The 15,455-nt window shown below is 72.0% G+C and carries 13 protein-coding genes and 1 pseudogene; 6 read left to right on the top strand and 8 right to left on the bottom strand.

Going from position 1 to position 15,455, the window contains the following annotated elements; translation table 11 throughout:
- The first annotated feature begins 87 nt into the window (after positions 1-87).
- Positions 88-1,656, top strand: coding sequence for a FadD3 family acyl-CoA ligase (locus P8A18_RS20050; RefSeq protein WP_306056330.1), 1,569 nt, complete (start codon positions 88-90; stop codon positions 1,654-1,656).
- A gap of 4 nt (positions 1,657-1,660) precedes the next feature.
- Here P8A18_RS20050 and P8A18_RS20055 read toward each other — a convergent pair whose 3' ends face one another.
- The 4 genes from P8A18_RS20055 to afsR form a co-directional block, all read right to left on the bottom strand.
- Entirely contained in the window at positions 1,661-2,059 is a 399-nt protein-coding gene (locus P8A18_RS20055) for a type II toxin-antitoxin system VapC family toxin (RefSeq protein ID WP_306056332.1), read from the bottom strand.
- The gene (locus P8A18_RS20060) at positions 2,056-2,337 is read right to left on the bottom strand and encodes a hypothetical protein (RefSeq protein ID WP_306056334.1); all 282 of its coding nucleotides are present in this window, start codon (positions 2,335-2,337) and stop codon (positions 2,056-2,058) included. Before P8A18_RS20060 ends, P8A18_RS20055 begins: the two co-directional genes overlap by 4 nt.
- Before the next feature lie 168 nt (positions 2,338-2,505).
- Entirely contained in the window at positions 2,506-2,712 is a 207-nt protein-coding gene (locus tag P8A18_RS20065) for a hypothetical protein (protein ID WP_306056336.1), read from the bottom strand.
- A 225-nt stretch (positions 2,713-2,937) separates the two neighbouring features.
- A complete protein-coding gene (gene afsR, locus P8A18_RS20070) occupies positions 2,938-5,895 on the bottom strand; it encodes an SARP-family global regulator AfsR (RefSeq protein WP_306056338.1) in 2,958 nt (985 codons plus the stop codon).
- 231 nt (positions 5,896-6,126) lie between these two features.
- Here afsR and P8A18_RS20075 point away from each other — a divergent pair, with 231 nt between their 5' ends.
- Complete coding sequence (locus P8A18_RS20075) at positions 6,127-7,347, top strand: amidohydrolase family protein (RefSeq protein WP_306056339.1); 1,221 nt, start codon at positions 6,127-6,129, stop codon at positions 7,345-7,347.
- Between the two features lie 79 nt (positions 7,348-7,426).
- On the opposite strand, the gene P8A18_RS20080 is transcribed toward P8A18_RS20075, so the two are convergent.
- Both P8A18_RS20080 and P8A18_RS20085 read right to left on the bottom strand, forming a co-directional pair.
- On the bottom strand, positions 7,427-8,260 hold the full coding sequence (locus P8A18_RS20080; RefSeq protein ID WP_306056341.1) for a MerR family transcriptional regulator: 834 nt from the start codon (positions 8,258-8,260) through the stop codon (positions 7,427-7,429).
- 153 nt (positions 8,261-8,413) lie between these two features.
- On the bottom strand, positions 8,414-8,617 hold the full coding sequence (locus P8A18_RS20085; RefSeq protein ID WP_003967102.1) for a cold-shock protein: 204 nt from the start codon (positions 8,615-8,617) through the stop codon (positions 8,414-8,416).
- A 332-nt stretch (positions 8,618-8,949) separates the two neighbouring features.
- Here P8A18_RS20085 and P8A18_RS20090 point away from each other — a divergent pair, with 332 nt between their 5' ends.
- From P8A18_RS20090 to P8A18_RS20105, 4 genes are all read left to right on the top strand, one after another.
- Complete coding sequence (locus P8A18_RS20090) at positions 8,950-9,828, top strand: menaquinone biosynthetic enzyme MqnA/MqnD family protein (protein ID WP_018553485.1); 879 nt, start codon at positions 8,950-8,952, stop codon at positions 9,826-9,828.
- 295 nt (positions 9,829-10,123) lie between these two features.
- On the top strand, positions 10,124-11,842 hold the full coding sequence (locus P8A18_RS20095) for a serine/threonine-protein kinase (protein WP_306056357.1): 1,719 nt from the start codon (positions 10,124-10,126) through the stop codon (positions 11,840-11,842).
- 72 nt (positions 11,843-11,914) lie between these two features.
- Positions 11,915-13,114: a cyclic dehypoxanthinyl futalosine synthase gene (mqnC, locus tag P8A18_RS20100; RefSeq protein WP_306056359.1), complete on the top strand. Its 1,200-nt coding sequence runs from the start codon at positions 11,915-11,917 to the stop codon at positions 13,112-13,114.
- Positions 13,115-13,125: 11 nt separating this feature from the next.
- On the top strand, positions 13,126-13,800 hold the full coding sequence (locus P8A18_RS20105) for an imidazolonepropionase-like domain-containing protein (RefSeq protein WP_306056361.1): 675 nt from the start codon (positions 13,126-13,128) through the stop codon (positions 13,798-13,800).
- Between the two features lie 9 nt (positions 13,801-13,809).
- Here P8A18_RS20105 and P8A18_RS20110 read toward each other — a convergent pair.
- Together P8A18_RS20110 and P8A18_RS20115 are read right to left on the bottom strand one after the other, a co-directional pair.
- Positions 13,810-14,352 (bottom strand): annotated as a pseudogene (locus P8A18_RS20110) (DUF3152 domain-containing protein); the annotation flags it as partial.
- Positions 14,353-14,613: 261 nt separating this feature from the next.
- Positions 14,614-15,387: a DUF3152 domain-containing protein gene (locus P8A18_RS20115; protein ID WP_371933782.1), complete on the bottom strand. Its 774-nt coding sequence runs from the start codon at positions 15,385-15,387 to the stop codon at positions 14,614-14,616.
- Positions 15,388-15,455: the final 68 nt, after the last annotated feature.

Raw genomic sequence — 15,455 nt, forward strand, 5'->3', positions numbered from 1 at the left:
CCTCCGCGGACGTCGTGACTGCTGACAGCCGAGGAGGCTACAGCTAATCTGACGGTTAGTCAGCTCCCTGACGCAGGAGGGAACGAGATGCGCGGAGACGAGGAATGGTCCACCGTCGCCCAGCTGGTCCGGGCGGCGGCCGAGCGGTACGGCGACCGGGAGGCCGTGGTCGAGGGCCGCACCCGCCTCACGTACGCCGGACTCGGCGCACGCGTGGAGCGGGCCGCCGCCGCGTGCATGGCCTCCGGCGTGGAGCCGGGGGACCGGGTCGCGGTCTGGGCGCCGAACACCCTGGACTGGATCGTCTCCGCGCTGGGCGCGGTGACCGCGGGCGCGGTCCTCGTCCCGCTGAACACCCGCTTCAAGGGCGCGGAGGCGGCGTACGTCCTCGACCGGTGCCGCGCGAAGCTGCTCTTCGTCACGGGCACCTTCCTCGGTACGTCGTACGTGGCGTCCCTGCGCCGCGCGGCCACCGGGCTCCCGCACCTGGAGAAGGTGGTGGTCCTCGCCGACACCGCACCCGAGGACTACGTCACCTGGAAGGACTTCCTGGCGGCGGGGGAGGGGGTGCCGGCGGCGGCGGTCCGCGCCCGCGCGGACGCCATCTCCCCGTCCGCCCCCTCCGACATCATCTACACCTCGGGCACCACGGGCCGGCCCAAGGGCGCGGTCATCAGCCACGCCCAGACCCTGCGCTGCTACGCGGTCTGGAGCGAGCTGGCGGGCCTGCGCGAGGGCGACCGCTACCTCATCGTGAACCCGTTCTTCCACACCTTCGGCTACAAGGCGGGCGTCCTCGCCTGCCTGATGCGCGGCGCGACGATGATCCCGCAGCCGGTGTTCAACGTGGACACGGTCCTCGCCAACATCGCCGCCGAACGCGTCTCGGTCCTCCCCGGCCCGCCCACCCTCCACCAGTCCCTCCTGGACCACCCGGCCCGCGCCGCCCACGACCTCTCGGCCCTGCGCCTGGTGGTGACGGGTGCGGCGGTGGTCCCGCTGCAACTGGTGAACCGCCTGCGCACCGAACTCCACATCGCCACGGTCCTGACCGCGTACGGCCTCTCCGAGGCGAGCGGCATCGTGACGATGTGCCGCCGGGGCGACCCGCCGGAGACCATCGCCGCCACCTCCGGCCGCGCGATACCCGGCACGGAACTCCGCGTCCTGGCCGCCCCCGGCGAACCCGGCGAGATCCTGGTGCGCGGCTTCCACGTCATGCGCGGCTACTTCGAGGACCCCGCCGCCACGGCCGCCACGATCACCCCGGACGGCTGGCTGCGCACCGGCGACGTGGGCGTCCTGGACGAGGCGGGCAACCTGCGGATCACCGACCGGATCAAGGACATGTTCATCGTGGGCGGCTTCAACGCCTACCCCGCGGAGATCGAACAGCTCCTGGGCCTCCACCCGGACGTCGCCGACGTCGCGGTCATCGGCGTCCCCGACCCCCGCCTGGGCGAGGTCGGCAAGGCGTACGCGGTGCGCCGGCCGGGCGCCACGGTGACGGCGGACGACCTGATCGCCTGGTCCCGCCGCGAAATGGCCAACTACAAGGTGCCGAGGGCGGTGGAGTTCGTGGCGGAGCTGCCGCGCAACGCGAGCGGCAAGGTGGTGAAGGGGGAGCTGCGGAGGCGCGCGGTGAGCGGCACCTGAACGGTCAGACCTTCTCCGTCACCACTCGGCGATGGTCCGCTGTGAGCAGTTCGATGTCCTCCACGTCGGACGTGAGGACGGTGACTCGACCCGGGTAGGTCAGTGCGGTCGCGCAGAGCATCGCGTCGATGGCGTACTTGTGGCCGTGCAGTCCGGCGTTCTGGAGCAGCGTTGCCGCAGAGTGTGCGATCGACTGGCTGAGCGGTTCGACCCGCAGGCGGGAGAGCGTCAAGTCCAGTGCGGCGCGGTTGATCCGCGGATGGATCACCTCGACGAGGACGGCGGCGGAGGTGACCACGGGAAGGTCCGCATCGCGAGCCGCCTCCAGCCACTCCTGGACCTCCCGGCCTCGCAGGACCGCTTGCGCCAGTCCCTCGCTGTCGAGGACCAGAGCCCCGCTCACGCGGCCGTCCCCGGCTCGGGTGTGCTGCTGCCCGTGAGCCTGGTGCGCTTGCCGCTCACCGCACGCGGATCTGCCGGGCCGTTGACCTTCTCGAACTCGGCGAGGAGCTCATCGAGGTTGTCCCGTTCGATCTGGCGCTGCGCGGCCATTTCCAGGTATGCGGAGACACCGCGCTTCCCGACCCGCTCGCGGATCGCGTGGAGTGTTCCGGCGGTGAGGGTCACGGAGATCCCACTGCTGGGGCCGTCGCCGAGTCGGAAGTCGGAGCTGTCATCCATGAAGTCACTATAGCATTCACAATGCTATAGGCCTGGTCGGGTGTGCCGGCGAGAGGCGCATGGTGGCCGGCACGGAAACCGAGGGGTGCCCGGACGCGCGGCGGCCGCGACGGCTCCCCCTCCGCGCCGCCGCGGCCGTTCCCCCCGTGCCCCCGTCGAGAGAGCCTGCTAGGCCTTCTCGGACCCTGCGTGGTTCTCCTGCGGCTTCAGGATGTCCTTCGGGGCGCCGCCCGCGTGGTTCTCCAGGGTGGCGATGTTCTCGGCCACGCTGCCCGCGTGGTTCTCCAGCGGAGTGACCTTCCCGTCGCCGGGGCTGCCCGCGTGGTTCTCCTGCGTGGTGGCCTCGCCGGTCTTGGGCTTAAGTGCATCGCTCATGTTTTATCTCCCAGAGGTCTGGCGTGTTCGGTCGGCGACGCCCATCCGGCAGCTCCCCCGTAGGCCGCCGGACGGGCGTATCGGGGCCGTTCACCCTAGCGGTGCGGTTCCCCTCGCAACCCGCCTGCCCCCCGACGCGACGGATCGATGGGGATAAGACTGACGAGTGGCGATAAACGTTCGATGAACGCCGTCGGCCACGTGCCGGTGAGGGGGGATGGGCCCTCAGGCTGCGGCTGCCGGAGCGAGGAGCCCGCGTACCTCGTCCGCCTCGGCGGCACCGGTCTGCTCGTAGATGGACAGGGCCTCGTGCCAGCAGGCGCGGGCCCGGTCGATCTGGCCGAGGTGCCGCAGGGCGCGTCCCAGCGTGGTCAGGACATTGCCGCGCATCCACTCGCCCCCGATGACCCGCAGGGCAAGGGCCTGCTCGGCGTGCTGGGCAGCCTGCGCCGGGCGCATGGCCGCCAAGTGGGCCTCGGCGATACGGAAATGGGTGGAGCCTTCCCACAGGCGCTGCCGATTGCCCTGGAAAACGCGCAGTGCCTCCGCCAGCTGCTCCAGCGCGTCGGCGGACCTTCCGGCCCGGGTGAGTGCGATACCAAGTGCGAATCTGCCATTGGCAGTTCGCAGGCTCAGCCCCATGCCGTCGAAGATGGCCGTCCCCTGCTGTGCCAGTTCGACGGCGCTGGCCACACGCCCCATGTCCACATGGATTCTGGAGAGATTGCACAACGCGGAGGCCTCACCGACCAGGTTCCTGTCCGCGCGGTAATTGTCTATCGCCGCCTGGAGGAACTTCTCACCGTCCGTGTGCCGCCCCTGGTAGAACGCGATGATGCCCCGGTCGTTCGGGGCCCAGCAGGCGGGGATCGGGTCTTCGGAGGCCCTGGCGAGTTCCATCGCGTGCATGGCCTCCTCGTCGGCCAGCGCGAAGCGGCCGGACACGAGGTACACCGTGGACAACGAGGCACGGGCGCGCGCCTCGGAGCGGGGGTCCCGTGCCGCTCGCGCCGCGTCACGCAGCGCCGTTCCGGTCGTTTCGTACTGACGGGAGTTGGCACCCGACTCGGCGAGATCCTTCGCCGCGCAGAGCAGGTCCACGGCACGGCGGAGCATCCCGCTCGACGCGCACTGGTGCGCGCAGGCGAGCAGGGCGTTGGCCTCGCCGTACAGCCAGTCCACCGCCTCGTGCCCGTCGGTGAATTCGAGGCCGGGCCGGTCCGGCGACACCAGATGGGCGACCGCACGGTCCCCCGGCCGCTCCAGCGCGTACACCCCCGCCGCCGTCGCCAGATAGAAGTCCAGCAGCCGCGACAGCGCCTCCTCCCGCTCTCCCGGCGCCTGCTCGTCCCGCTCCGCGCAGGAGCGGGCGTACAGGCGGACCAGGTCGTGGTAGCGGTAGCGGCCCGGGGCCGCCGACTCCACCAGGGACGTGTCGACCAGGGCCTCCAGGAGGTCCTCCGCCGTGTGCGGGTCCAGGTCGAGGAGGGCGGCGGCGGCGGCCAGGGAGATGTCCGGGCCGTCCGCGAGGCCCAGGAGGCGGAAGGCGCGGGCCTGGGCCGGTTCCAGCTGGCCGTAGCCGAGTTCGAAGGTGGCCTTCACCGCGAGGTCGCCCGCCTGGAGCTCGTCCAGCCGGCGGCGTTCGTCCGCGAGCTTGGCGGCCAGCACGGAGACCGTCCAGGTGCGGCGGGAGGCCAGGCGGGACGCGGCGATGCGGATCGCCAGGGGGAGGAAGCCGCAGGCGGCGACCACGTCGAGCGCGGCCTCGCGCTCGGAGGTGATGCGTTCCTCGCCGACGATCCGGGTGAACAGCAGGAGCGCCTCCTCCGGGGACATCACGTCCAGGTCGACCAGGTGCGCGCCCGCCAGGTCGACCATCCGGACCCGGCTGGTGACCAGCGCCGCGCACCCCTCCGTGCCGGGGAGCAGCGGGCGGATCTGGGCCGCGTCGTGCGCGTTGTCCAGGAGGATCAGGACGCGGCGGCCGTCGAGCGTGGAGCGGTAGAGCGCGGCCCGCTCGTCCAGGGTGTCCGGGATGGCGGAGTCCGAGGTGCCGAGCGCCCGCAGGAACGCGCCGAGCACCGTCTCCGGTTCGGCGGCCCGTGCACCCGCGCCCTGGAGGTCGACGTAGAGCTGCCCGTCCGGGAAGTGCTTGCGGGCCTGGTGGGCGACGTGCACGGCGAGGGTCGTCTTGCCGACGCCGCCGATGCCGGCGAGCGCGGAGACGGCCATCACGGAGCCCTCCGCACTGGCGAGCCGGTCGCTCAGCTCGTGGACGAAGGAGACCCGGCCCGTGAAGTCGGGGACGGTGGCGGGCAGCTGGGCCGGGCGGACCGGCGCGGCGGCCGGGGCCGGTTCGTCCGCCGGGCGGGCCAGTTCCTCGTCGGCGCGCAGGATGCGCTGCTGGAGGCGGCCCAGCTCCGCGCACGGGTCGACGCCCAGCTCCTCGGCGAGCAGCCTGCGGGTGTCCGCGTAGACGGCGAGCGCCTCCGCCTGCCGGCCGCTGCGGTACAGGGCCACCATCAGCAGTTCCCGCAGCCGTTCGCGCAGCGGGTGCGCGGCGGTGAGCGCGGTCAGTTCGGAGACCGCCTCCGCGTGGCAGCCGGCCTCCAGGTCCAGATCGAGACGGGTCTCGGTGAGCTGGAGCCGCCATTCCTCAAGACGCGTGCGCTGGTACTCCGCGTACGGGCCCGGCACCGAGGCCAGCGCCTCGCCGTCCCACAGGCCGAGCGCCTCGTTCAGCAGGGCCCGCGCCTCGTTGCGGTCGCCCGCCGCCCGCGCCTTCTCCGCGCCGGCCGCCAGCTCCTGAGCGACGGTCAGGTCCAGGGCGTCGGGCCCGGTCCGTATCGCGTAGCCGCCGGAGTCGCTGGCCAGGGTGTCGGTGCCCAGCGACTTGCGCAGCCGGGAGGCGTACGTGCGGACGGCGGCCAGCGCCTGCGACGGCGGTTCGTCGCCCCAGATCGCGTCGATGAGCTCGGCGGCCGTCGCCGTGTGCCCGCCGCGCAGCAGCAGCGCCGTCAGCAGCGCGCGCTGCTGCGGCGAACCGGGCGCCAGCGTCTCGCCGCCCCGCCGGGCCCGTACCGGACCGAGTACGGAGAAGCGCAGCACGGCCTCGTCCGCCGGCCCCCGCTCCGGGGTCCGCTGCTCCGGAACACGTACCCGTGGCCCGTCGTCACGGCCCATTGCTGCCTCCTGTCCTGCCTGCGCACGGCCCGGCATGGTTGCTTCGTCCTGATCGGTACCAGACCGTCCGGATTGCTCCATACCGTTGATATCGCCGTCAACAGTCTGCCTTGTGAAGGGTCGACGCGTCAGCAGCGGATGACTCTCTGCACAAGCCTTCGACAACGATTGTGGAACGGGGCCGCGTCCGAATAGCTGACGGTTCGTCAGATCGGCGCTACCGTGGAACGCATGGAGACCTTCCCGAAGATCATCTCGGTGGACGATCACACGGTGGAGCCCGCTCATGTCTGGCGGGACCGGCTCCCGTCCAGGTACGCGGATTCCGGGCCGCGCGTCGTCCGCGCACCGCTCAAGGAAATGACCTTCATGGGCGGCAGGTTCGCGCCCGTGATGGGTGCGAAGGGCGACGAGGGCCCGGTCGGCGACTGGTGGGTGTACGAGGATCTGCGCCGCCCGCTCACCCGGCTCGACACCGCCGTCGGCTACGACAGGGACGAGATCAAGCTCGAAGTGATCACGTACGAGCAGATGCGTCCCGGTTCGTTCTCCGTGCCGGAGCGGCTGGCCGACATGGACGTCAACCACGTGCAGTCCGCCCTCTGCTTCCCGACGTTCCCCCGCTTCTGCGGACAGACCTTCACCGAGGCGAAGGACCGCGAACTGGGCCTGCTCGGCGTGCGGGCGTACAACGACTGGATGGTCGAGGAGTGGTGCGGGCCCGACGCGCGGGGCCGGCTCATCCCGCTGACCCTGATCCCGCTGTGGGACGCGGCCCTGGCCGCCGAGGAGGTCCGGCGCAACGCGGCCCGCGGCGTGCGCGCGGTCGCCTTCTCCGAGATACCTCCACATCTCGGCCTGCCGTCCATTCATACGGACGAATGGGATCCGTTCCTGCGGGCCTGCGACGAGACCGGCACGGTCATCGCCATGCACATCGGCTCGTCGTCACGGATGCCGTCCACGTCGGCCGACGCCCCGCCGGCCGTCGGCTCCACCATCACCTTCGCCAACTGCTGCTTCTCGATGGTCGACTGGCTGATGAGCGGCAAGTTCGAACGCTTCCCGAACCTGCGGATCATGTACGCGGAGGGCCAGATCGGCTGGATCCCGTACATCCTGGAACGCGCCGACGTGGTCTGGGAGGAGAACCGCGCCTGGGGCGGGGTCGCCGACAAGGTCCACCGGCCGCCGTCGGAGCTGTTCGCCGACCACGTGTACGGCTGCTTCTTCGACGACGCTTTCGGACTGAGGAACCTTGACGCGATCGGGGTCGGCAACGTCCTGTACGAGACGGACTACCCGCACTCCGACTCCACCTGGCCCAAGTCCCGCGAGGTCGGCGAGGCGCAGATGGGCCACCTGGACCCGGACGTCGTGGACCGGATCGTCCGGGGCAACGCGATCGACCTGCTGGGACTGACCCCGGACGGGCTCTGGGCGGGGGCGTAAGGGAGACGGGCTCTGCGTGGGGGCGTAAGGGAAAAGGAGAAGGGGGCCGCCCCTCGCGAGGAGGCGCGGCCCCCTTCCGTCAGGCCGACACCCGGACGACCGGCTCCTGGAGCTCCGTCACCCACTGCTCCCGGTCCGGCGGGCACTCCAGGCTGATCTCCCGGGCGTACCCCGCCGAGCGGTAACCGTTGGCGTCGATCCAGCGGGCCAGGGTCTGGGACGTCGGCAGCACGCCGTCCATCGAACCCCGGTGCACGACGGTCGCCGCCTCGAACGGCGGCAGCTCGACCACCGTGATCCCGGTGTCACCCAGCGGCCCCACCGGGGCCGAGACCGTCACCCCGGCGTGGACGACGACCTTGCCGCCGCCGTCCGGGGCGTCCTCGTAGCGGGCGATCCCGGGGCCCGCCGGGCTGATCCCCGCCTCGCCGAGGAGGGGGAACAACCGGTCGTACAGCGGGGCGATCACCGGAGTGATGTCCCGCGGCTCGTAGCCGCCGGCCACCCCGGTCAGCTCCGCGACCCGTACCGCCGCGACCTTCTTGATCACGACATCGTTCGTGGACATGCGTCCCTCGCTCTCGATCGACCGGAGCCTCGCCTCGACCTGGGCCAGCCGCGCGGCCGCCGCGGCCATCGCCGCCTCCAGCTCCGTCCGGCGCAGCCGCAGCATCCCCCGCAGCTCCTCCGGCCCCACCGCCTCGTCCAGGACCGCCCCCACCTGCTGGAGCGTGAAGCCGAGGTCCTTGAGCGCGATGATCCGGTTGAGCCGGGCGAGCTGGGCGGCACCGTAGTAGCGGTAGCCGGTCGAGGGGTCGGTGCGGTCGGGGTGCAGCAGCCCGATCTCGTCGTAATGACGCAGCATGCGGGCCGACACCCGCCCGTACCGGGCGAAGTCTCCGATGGTGAACATGACGCCTCCCACTGCACGGCCTCACACGGTGTGAAGGTCAAGGGACGGCCGGAACGGGGCCGCACGGGCAGGAGCCCCGCCCCTCCGCCGACGCGGAGGAGCGGGGCTCCTTGGGTACTGCTCTTACCGGCCGCGATCGGCCGACCCGGGCAACTAGGCCGGGGTGACGTTCTCAGCCTGCGGTCCCTTGGGACCCTGAGTGACGTCGAAGTTCACGACCTGGTTCTCCTCGAGGGAGCGGAACCCGGACGCGTTGATCGCGGAGTAGTGGACGAAGACATCCGGGCCGCCGCCGTCCTGGGCGATGAAGCCGAAGCCCTTTTCAGCGTTGAACCACTTGACGGTTCCGGTAGCCATAAGCCCTCCTTGGGCCAAAGGGTTGCCCTGCTCCAGAACCTGCAATGAAGTCTGAAAACTACAAAAGCCTGCGGGGTCACATGCTCCGCAGGCTCTGTACTGCAAGGGAAACCAAACTGCAACTTGGCGTCGAGCCTAGCACGCAGCATGTACGGAGGGGTAGAGGGAAAGATCACTTCACCCGGATGTTTGATTGCCGTGCCGATGAACGGTCCCGGAGGGCCTTCCGGGGTCCGGCCGGCCATTGCGGACACACCGCCGATGGGGCGGATCGGACGGCGCCGTACGCCCCCGGTGAGGCCCCTGGGCGGCGACAGGTCTAGCCTCGCGATGTGGACAATTCAACCGTTTCAAACGCCGCGGTCGACGACCGTCGCCCCCGGCCGCGCGTCGGCCACATCCAGTTCCTCAACTGCCTTCCCCTCTACTGGGGGCTGGCACGGACCGGAACCCTGCTCGACCTGGAGCTGTCGAAGGACACCCCGGAGAAGCTCAGCGAGCAACTGGTCAGGGGCGACCTGGACATCGCCCCCGTCACCCTGGTGGAGTTCCTGCGCAACGCCGACGACCTGGTCGCCTTCCCCGACATCGCGGTCGGCTGCGACGGCCCCGTCATGTCCTGCGTGATCGTCTCGCAGCGCCCCCTGGAGGACCTGGACCGGGCCCGGGTGGCGCTCGGCTCGACCTCCCGCACCTCCGTACGGCTGGCCCGCCTGCTGCTCGCCGAGCGGTACGGCGTCAACCCGGACTACTACACCTGCCCGCCCGACCTGGGCGTCATGATGCAGGAGGCGGACGCGGCCGTCCTCATCGGCGACGCCGCGCTGCGCGCCAACCTGCACGACGCGCCCCGCCTCGGGCTCCAGGTCCACGACCTGGGCGCGATGTGGAAGGAGTGGACGGGCCTGCCGTTCGTCTTCGCCGTCTGGGCCGCGCGCAAGGACTACCTGGCGGCCGAGCCCACCGCGGTGAAGCAGGTGCACGAGGCGTTCCTCGCCTCCCGCGATCTGTCCCTCGAAGAGGTCACCAAGGTCGCCGAGCAGGCGGCGCGCTGGGAGGCCTTCGACGCGGAGGTCCTGGAGCGCTACTTCACGACGCTCGACTTCCGCTTCGGCCCGGCGCAGCTGGCGGGCGTCGAGGAGTTCGCCCGCCGGACCGGTGCCCAGGCGGGCTTCCCGGCGGACGTGAAGGTCGAGCTGCTCGGCGGCTGAGCGGACCGCGGTGCCACTGGAATCCCTTTTCGATTCGGGTGAAGGCGCGGTGAATGGCGGATAGCGGGAGACATCGGGGATACGCCCCCGATCTCTCCCGCAATCGTCCCCGCCGCCTCCCGCAATCGGCCGCCGGGGGACCGGCGCATTCACGCCTTTCGGTGCGGGGAATGACGCTGTTCGTTCCCTTGGGGGCGAAATAGGCGGATGGTTTCTCCCGTGCCCGGACGAGACTTCACGGACACGAACTAGGCTTCGGTCCAAGGCCTGGCCGGTTCACAGGGGGAGTCCTTATATGCAGCCGCTGGAAGCCGGGGAACCGCTGAGCATCGGCGCCTACCGGTTGCTCGGCAGACTCGGTGCCGGCGGCATGGGCCGCGTCTATCTCGGGCGCAGCGCGGGCGGCCGTACCGTCGCCGTGAAGGTCGTCCATCCGCACTTCGCGCTCGACGAGCAGTTCCGCGCCCGGTTCCGGCGCGAGGTGGAGGCGGCCCGGCGGATCGGCGCCCAGTGGACCGCGCCCGTCCTGGACGCCGACCCGGACGCCCCCGTCCCGTGGGTCGCCACCGGTTACGTGGCCGGGCCGCCGCTCTCCGCCGCGGTCACCGACCACGGCCCGCTGCCCGAACACGCGGTACGGGTGCTGGGCGCCGGGCTCGCCGAGGCGCTGGCCGCCGTCCACGAGCGGGGCCTGATCCACCGGGACGTGAAGCCGTCCAACGTCCTGCTCGCCCTCGACGGCCCCCGGCTGATCGACTTCGGCATCGCCCGCGCCATCGACGCGACCGCCTCGCTGACGTCCACCGGGGTCTCCGTCGGCTCGCCCGGCTACATGGCGCCCGAGCAGATCCGGGGCGCCGACATCTCGGGGGCGGTCGACATCTTCTCGCTGGGCGCGGTCCTGGCGTACGCGGCGACCGGCTCGGCCCCCTTCCTCGGCGACTCCTCCGCCGTCCTCCTCTACAAGGTGGTCCACGAGGAGCCGGAGCTGGGCGACCTGGAGGGCGGGCTGCGCGAGATGGTCGCCGCCTGCCTGGAGAAGGACCCGGCCCGGCGGCCGACCCCGGCCGAGCTGGCCCGGGAGCTGACGCCCGGCGGCGCGGCGGCCGCGGTGGCGGCGGGGTGGCTGCCCGGCCCGCTGGTGCGCGAGGTCAGCCGGTCGGCGGTCGCGCTGCTCGACCTGGAACCGCAGGAGGCGCCGGTCCAGTCCGGCCCGGTGCCCTTCAGCAACCCCTCCTTCGGCACGGCCGCCCCGGCCGCCGCCCTCGGGGTCTTCGGCCCGCCGGTCGACCCGCCGCACCCGCCCACGGCCGGGGCCGAGGGGGCCGCGGAGGCCGCCGGGCTGCCGGGGCAGCGCACCGGGGAGCGCAGGTTCACCCTCGGCACGGCTGCGGGGACGGGCGGGGCCCAGGGGCGCAAGGTGAGCTGCACGGTCGCGCTCGCGGTGGCCGGGGCGGTGGCCGCGGTGACCGTGGGCAGTGCCTTCCTCCTGGACCTGATGCCCGGCGGGGGCGACAGCAGCAGCGTCGGGCACGGCGACGTCGGCCGCACCCCGTCCGCCACCGCCACGCGCCCCTCCGCGTCGCACGAGCCCTCCCCGCCCGCCGACTCCGCCACCACGGGCGCGGACCAGGTCGGCGAGGTGCCCGAGGAGTTCGTCGGCACCTGGAAGGGACCGCTCACCGAGAAGACGACCGGCGAACCGCACGGCACGCTCACGGCGGTGTTCGAGAAGGGCCGCAAGGGTACGGACGTGGTCCACCTGACGACCTCGGTCTCCACTCTCGGCGTGGAGATCACCTGTTACAGCGTCGCCGCCCTCACCTCCGGTACCGATCAGGAGCTGAAACTGCGCGAACGGGCCGACCCCGACCGGGCGAGCACGGCCGGCTTCTGCACCACCACACCCTCCGACCTCCACTTCACCCGCGCCTCCGACGGCACCCTGCGGTTCCGCTCCGACGAGAAGGGCGCCGGACTTCCGTACGGCACGCTGACCCGGTCCGGCGGCTGACGGGCAAGAGCGCTGGCGTACGCTGAACCGGTCCGTAGATCCGTTGAAAAACCGCCGAAAGGTGACAGCCCGGTGACCGAGAAGGCCGACCTTCAGCCCATCCTCGACCGAGCCGCCGAAGGCGGCCGGATCACTCCGGAGGAGGCGCTCGACCTCTACCGTTCGGCGCCGCTGCACGCCCTGGGCGCGGCCGCCGACGCCGTGCGCCGCCGCCGGTACGCGGGCACGGAGCACATCGCGACGTACATCATCGAGCGCAACATCAACTACACGAACGTGTGCGTCACGGCGTGCAAGTTCTGCGCGTTCTACGCCGCTCCGAAGGACACCGCCAAGGGCTGGTCGCGGGACCTGGACGACATCCTGCGCCGCTGCGCGGAGACGGTCGAGCTGGGCGGCACGCAGATCATGTTCCAGGGCGGCCACCACCCGGACTACGGCGTCGAGTACTACGAGGAGCACTTCTCCGCGATCAAGAAGGCGTTCCCGCAACTGGTCATCCACTCGCTCGGCGCCTCCGAGATCGAGCACATGGCACGGATCTCCAAGGTCTCAGCCGAGGAGGCGATCAGCCGCATCCACGCCGCCGGTCTCGACTCCTTCGCGGGCGCCGGAGCCGAGCTGCTGCCGGCCCGGCCGCGTACCGCCATCGCCCCGCTCAAGGAGTCCGGCGAGCGCTGGCTGGAGATCATGGAGATTGCGCACGGCCTCGGCGTCGAGTCCACCTCCACCATGCTGATGGGCACGGGCGAGACGAACGCCGAGCGCATCGAGCACCTGCGCATGATCCGCGACGTGCAGGACCGCACCGGCGGCTTCCGCGCGTTCATCCCGTACACGTACCAGCCGGAGAACAACAAGCTGAAGGGGCAGACGCAGGCCACGCTCTTCGAGTACCTGCGGATGATCGCCATCGCCCGGATCTTCCTGGACAACGTCGCCCACATCCAGGGCTCCTGGCTGACCACCGGCAAGGAGGCCGGCCAGCTGTCGCTGCACTACGGCGCGGACGACCTCGGCTCGATCATGCTGGAGGAGAACGTCGTCTCGTCGGCCGGTGCCAAGCACCGCTCCAACCGGCTGGAGATCATCGACCTGATCCGCAAGGCGGACCGGGTCCCGGCCCAGCGCGCCACCACCTACGAGCACCTCGTCGTGCACGACGACCCGGCGAACGACCCGGTCGACGAGCGCGTCGTCTCGCACATCTCGTCCGTCGCGATCGAGGGCGGCACGGCCCACCCGGAGCTCAAGCTCCTGAACGCCAACTAGGGCCTTCCGCCTTGCTGACGATCCACGCCGCCGCCCTGCTGCTGCCGGGCGGCGGCCGCGCACCCGTGCCCGGCGGCGCGGTGGCCGTGCGGGACGCGGTGGTCGCCGCCTTCGGACCGTACGAGGAGCTGGCCGCCGCCCACCCCGCCGCCCGGGTCCGGCGCTGGCCGGGTGTCCTGACCCCGGGCCTGGTGCAGCGGGACGCGGTCCGGCTGCTGCGGGAGTGGTACTTCCCCGACCCGCGCGAGGCGGGCGCCCTGGGCACCGAACCCCTGACCGGTGCCGCGCTCGACACCCTCGGGCCCGAGGACACCTGGCGGGCGGGCAGCGTGCGGCGCGGGCTGCACCGGATGCTCCGGCACGGCACGACCGCGCTGACCGCGGCCCCCACCGCGCCGCCCGCCCTGCTCACGGCCGCGCGCCGGTCCGGCCTCACGGTCCTCGGCCCGCCCGTGCCCTCGTCCCTGCCCGTGCCCCCGTCCCCGTCCACGGGCGGCGAGCCCGTCATCGACCCGCTGGCCGGGGCCGGTTCGGTGGCCGACGCGATGGCGGCTCCGCTCACCGCCGGGGGCCGGGCGGATCTCGCCGCCTTCGACGCGCCCGACGAGGCGGCCCTGCTGGCGGCGGGCGCGGGGAGCTGTGTGGCGACGATCGCGGCGGGCCGGCTGGTGTACCGGGGCCGCTGACGACAGGTCCTACGGCACGGGAGGGCCGCCGAGATACTTCCCCTTCGTGTCGTACGGCCAGGCGTTCGCGACGCACCCCTTCAGGCCGTCGATCTGCTGCATCATCGCGGGGGCGGGGCGGCCCTTGCCGGGGCAGGTCTCGTGGCCGTGGCCGAGCCAGTGGCCGACTTCGTGGTTGATGATGAGGGCGCGGTATTCGGCCAGGGGTCCGTCGAATTCGGGTGAACCGGTCTGCCAGCGCTTGAGGTTGACCATCACCACTTCGCCGACGCGGCAGTTGACCTCGCCGTGCGTGTCGAGGCCGCTCTTTCCGCAGATCCGGTCGGTGGTCTCCGGGGTGGCGATCCGTATGACCAGGCCCGCGGGCCCCTCGGCGACCTGGCGGAACGTGTGCTCCCCGCGGTGCGCCCAGCCACGCGGTGCGGCGAGGATGCCCGCGATCTTGGCGGCGGCCGTGTCCGGATCGACGCCCGAACCGTCCTCCACCTCGACCCGGTAGGCGTTGCCCGGACCGTTGCCGGTCGCGGAGGCCCGCGCCACGGTGAAGGCGGCCGAGGAGGAGGAGCCGCCGTGCGTGCTGTTCCAGCGGACGCCCACGGCGGCGACGGCCGCCAGCGCGAGCGGGACGACGGCCATGACGAGCAGCCGGTTCCGCCCGCTGTCCCCCCGCTTCGCCCGGCGCCCATTCTTCTCGGGCATCCGTGCCCCTCCCCCGTGATCGGCTGATTCCGTCCCCCGCTGTAGGACCGACGACGGCGCCGATTGGTTCAGTCCACATGCACAGGAGCTCGGGGGAGTGCCGGTGAAGAACCGTTACGGCACGGACGGACCACCCAGGTATGCCCCGTTTTCGTCGTAGGGCCAGGCATTGGAGACGCACCCTTTGAGCCCGTATATCTGCTGCATCATGGCGGGGGCGGGGCGGCCCTTGCCGGGGCAGGTCTCGTGGCCGTGGCCGAGCCAGTGGCCGACTTCGTGGTTGATGATGAGTGCGCGGTATTCGGCCAGGGGGCCGTCGAATTCGGGTGAACCGGTCTGCCAGCGCTTGAGGTTGACCATCACCACCTCGCCGACGCGGCAGTTGACCTCGCCACGCGTGTTGAGCCCGCCCTGCCCGCAGATCTTGTCGGTGGTGGCGGCGGTCGCGATACGGACGACGAGCCCGGCCGGCCCCGACGCGACCCGGTGGAACGTGTGCTCCCCGCCGTGCGCCCAGCCACGCGGCGCGGCGAGGATGCCCGCGATCAGGTCGGCCGCCGCGTCCGGATCGACGCCCGAACCGTCCTCCACCTCCACCCGGTAGGCGTTCTGCCCGCCCGACGTGCCGGAGGCGCCGGCCACTGTGAACGTGCCGGGGCCGGTCGCGGGGATACGAAGGGTGGAGCGGCTGGGGGAGGGGGACGGGGACGGGGGCGGCTTCGTGGCGTCGCTCGGCTTCGCCGCCGGGGAGGACGGGGCGGCGGACGGGTGGGGCGACCCGGCGGTGGCGGCGACGGCGTCGGGTGCGTCGTCCCCGCCCGCCCAACGGGGACCGAGGAGCACGGCGGCACCGATCAGCGCCCCCGTGACGGCCACGGCGGCCAGCATCCGTATGCGGCCGCGGCGCCGCCGCAGCCGCCGGGCCCGCCGCCGCCCCCCTCGGCCCGGCCGGCCCT

Source organism: Streptomyces sp. Mut1, from assembly GCF_030719295.1.
Lineage (GTDB): Bacteria > Actinomycetota > Actinomycetes > Streptomycetales > Streptomycetaceae > Streptomyces > Streptomyces castrisilvae.

What these genes read in the sequence shown, in the direction of transcription:
- P8A18_RS20065 (WP_306056336.1), bottom strand. Translation starts at nt 2,712, where the DNA reads ATGAGCGATGCACTTAAGCCCAAGACCGGCGAGGCCACCACGCAGGAG.
- afsR (WP_306056338.1), bottom strand. Translation starts at nt 5,895, where the DNA reads ATGGGCCGTGACGACGGGCCACGGGTACGTGTTCCGGAGCAGCGGACC.
- P8A18_RS20050 (WP_306056330.1), top strand. Translation starts at nt 88, where the DNA reads ATGCGCGGAGACGAGGAATGGTCCACCGTCGCCCAGCTGGTCCGGGCG.
- P8A18_RS20060 (WP_306056334.1), bottom strand. Translation starts at nt 2,337, where the DNA reads ATGGATGACAGCTCCGACTTCCGACTCGGCGACGGCCCCAGCAGTGGG.
- P8A18_RS20080 (WP_306056341.1), bottom strand. Translation starts at nt 8,260, where the DNA reads ATGTTCACCATCGGAGACTTCGCCCGGTACGGGCGGGTGTCGGCCCGC.
- P8A18_RS20115 (WP_371933782.1), bottom strand. Translation starts at nt 15,387, where the DNA reads ATGCTGGCCGCCGTGGCCGTCACGGGGGCGCTGATCGGTGCCGCCGTG.
- P8A18_RS20075 (WP_306056339.1), top strand. Translation starts at nt 6,127, where the DNA reads ATGGAGACCTTCCCGAAGATCATCTCGGTGGACGATCACACGGTGGAG.
- P8A18_RS20085 (WP_003967102.1), bottom strand. Translation starts at nt 8,617, where the DNA reads ATGGCTACCGGAACCGTCAAGTGGTTCAACGCTGAAAAGGGCTTCGGC.
- P8A18_RS20095 (WP_306056357.1), top strand. Translation starts at nt 10,124, where the DNA reads ATGCAGCCGCTGGAAGCCGGGGAACCGCTGAGCATCGGCGCCTACCGG.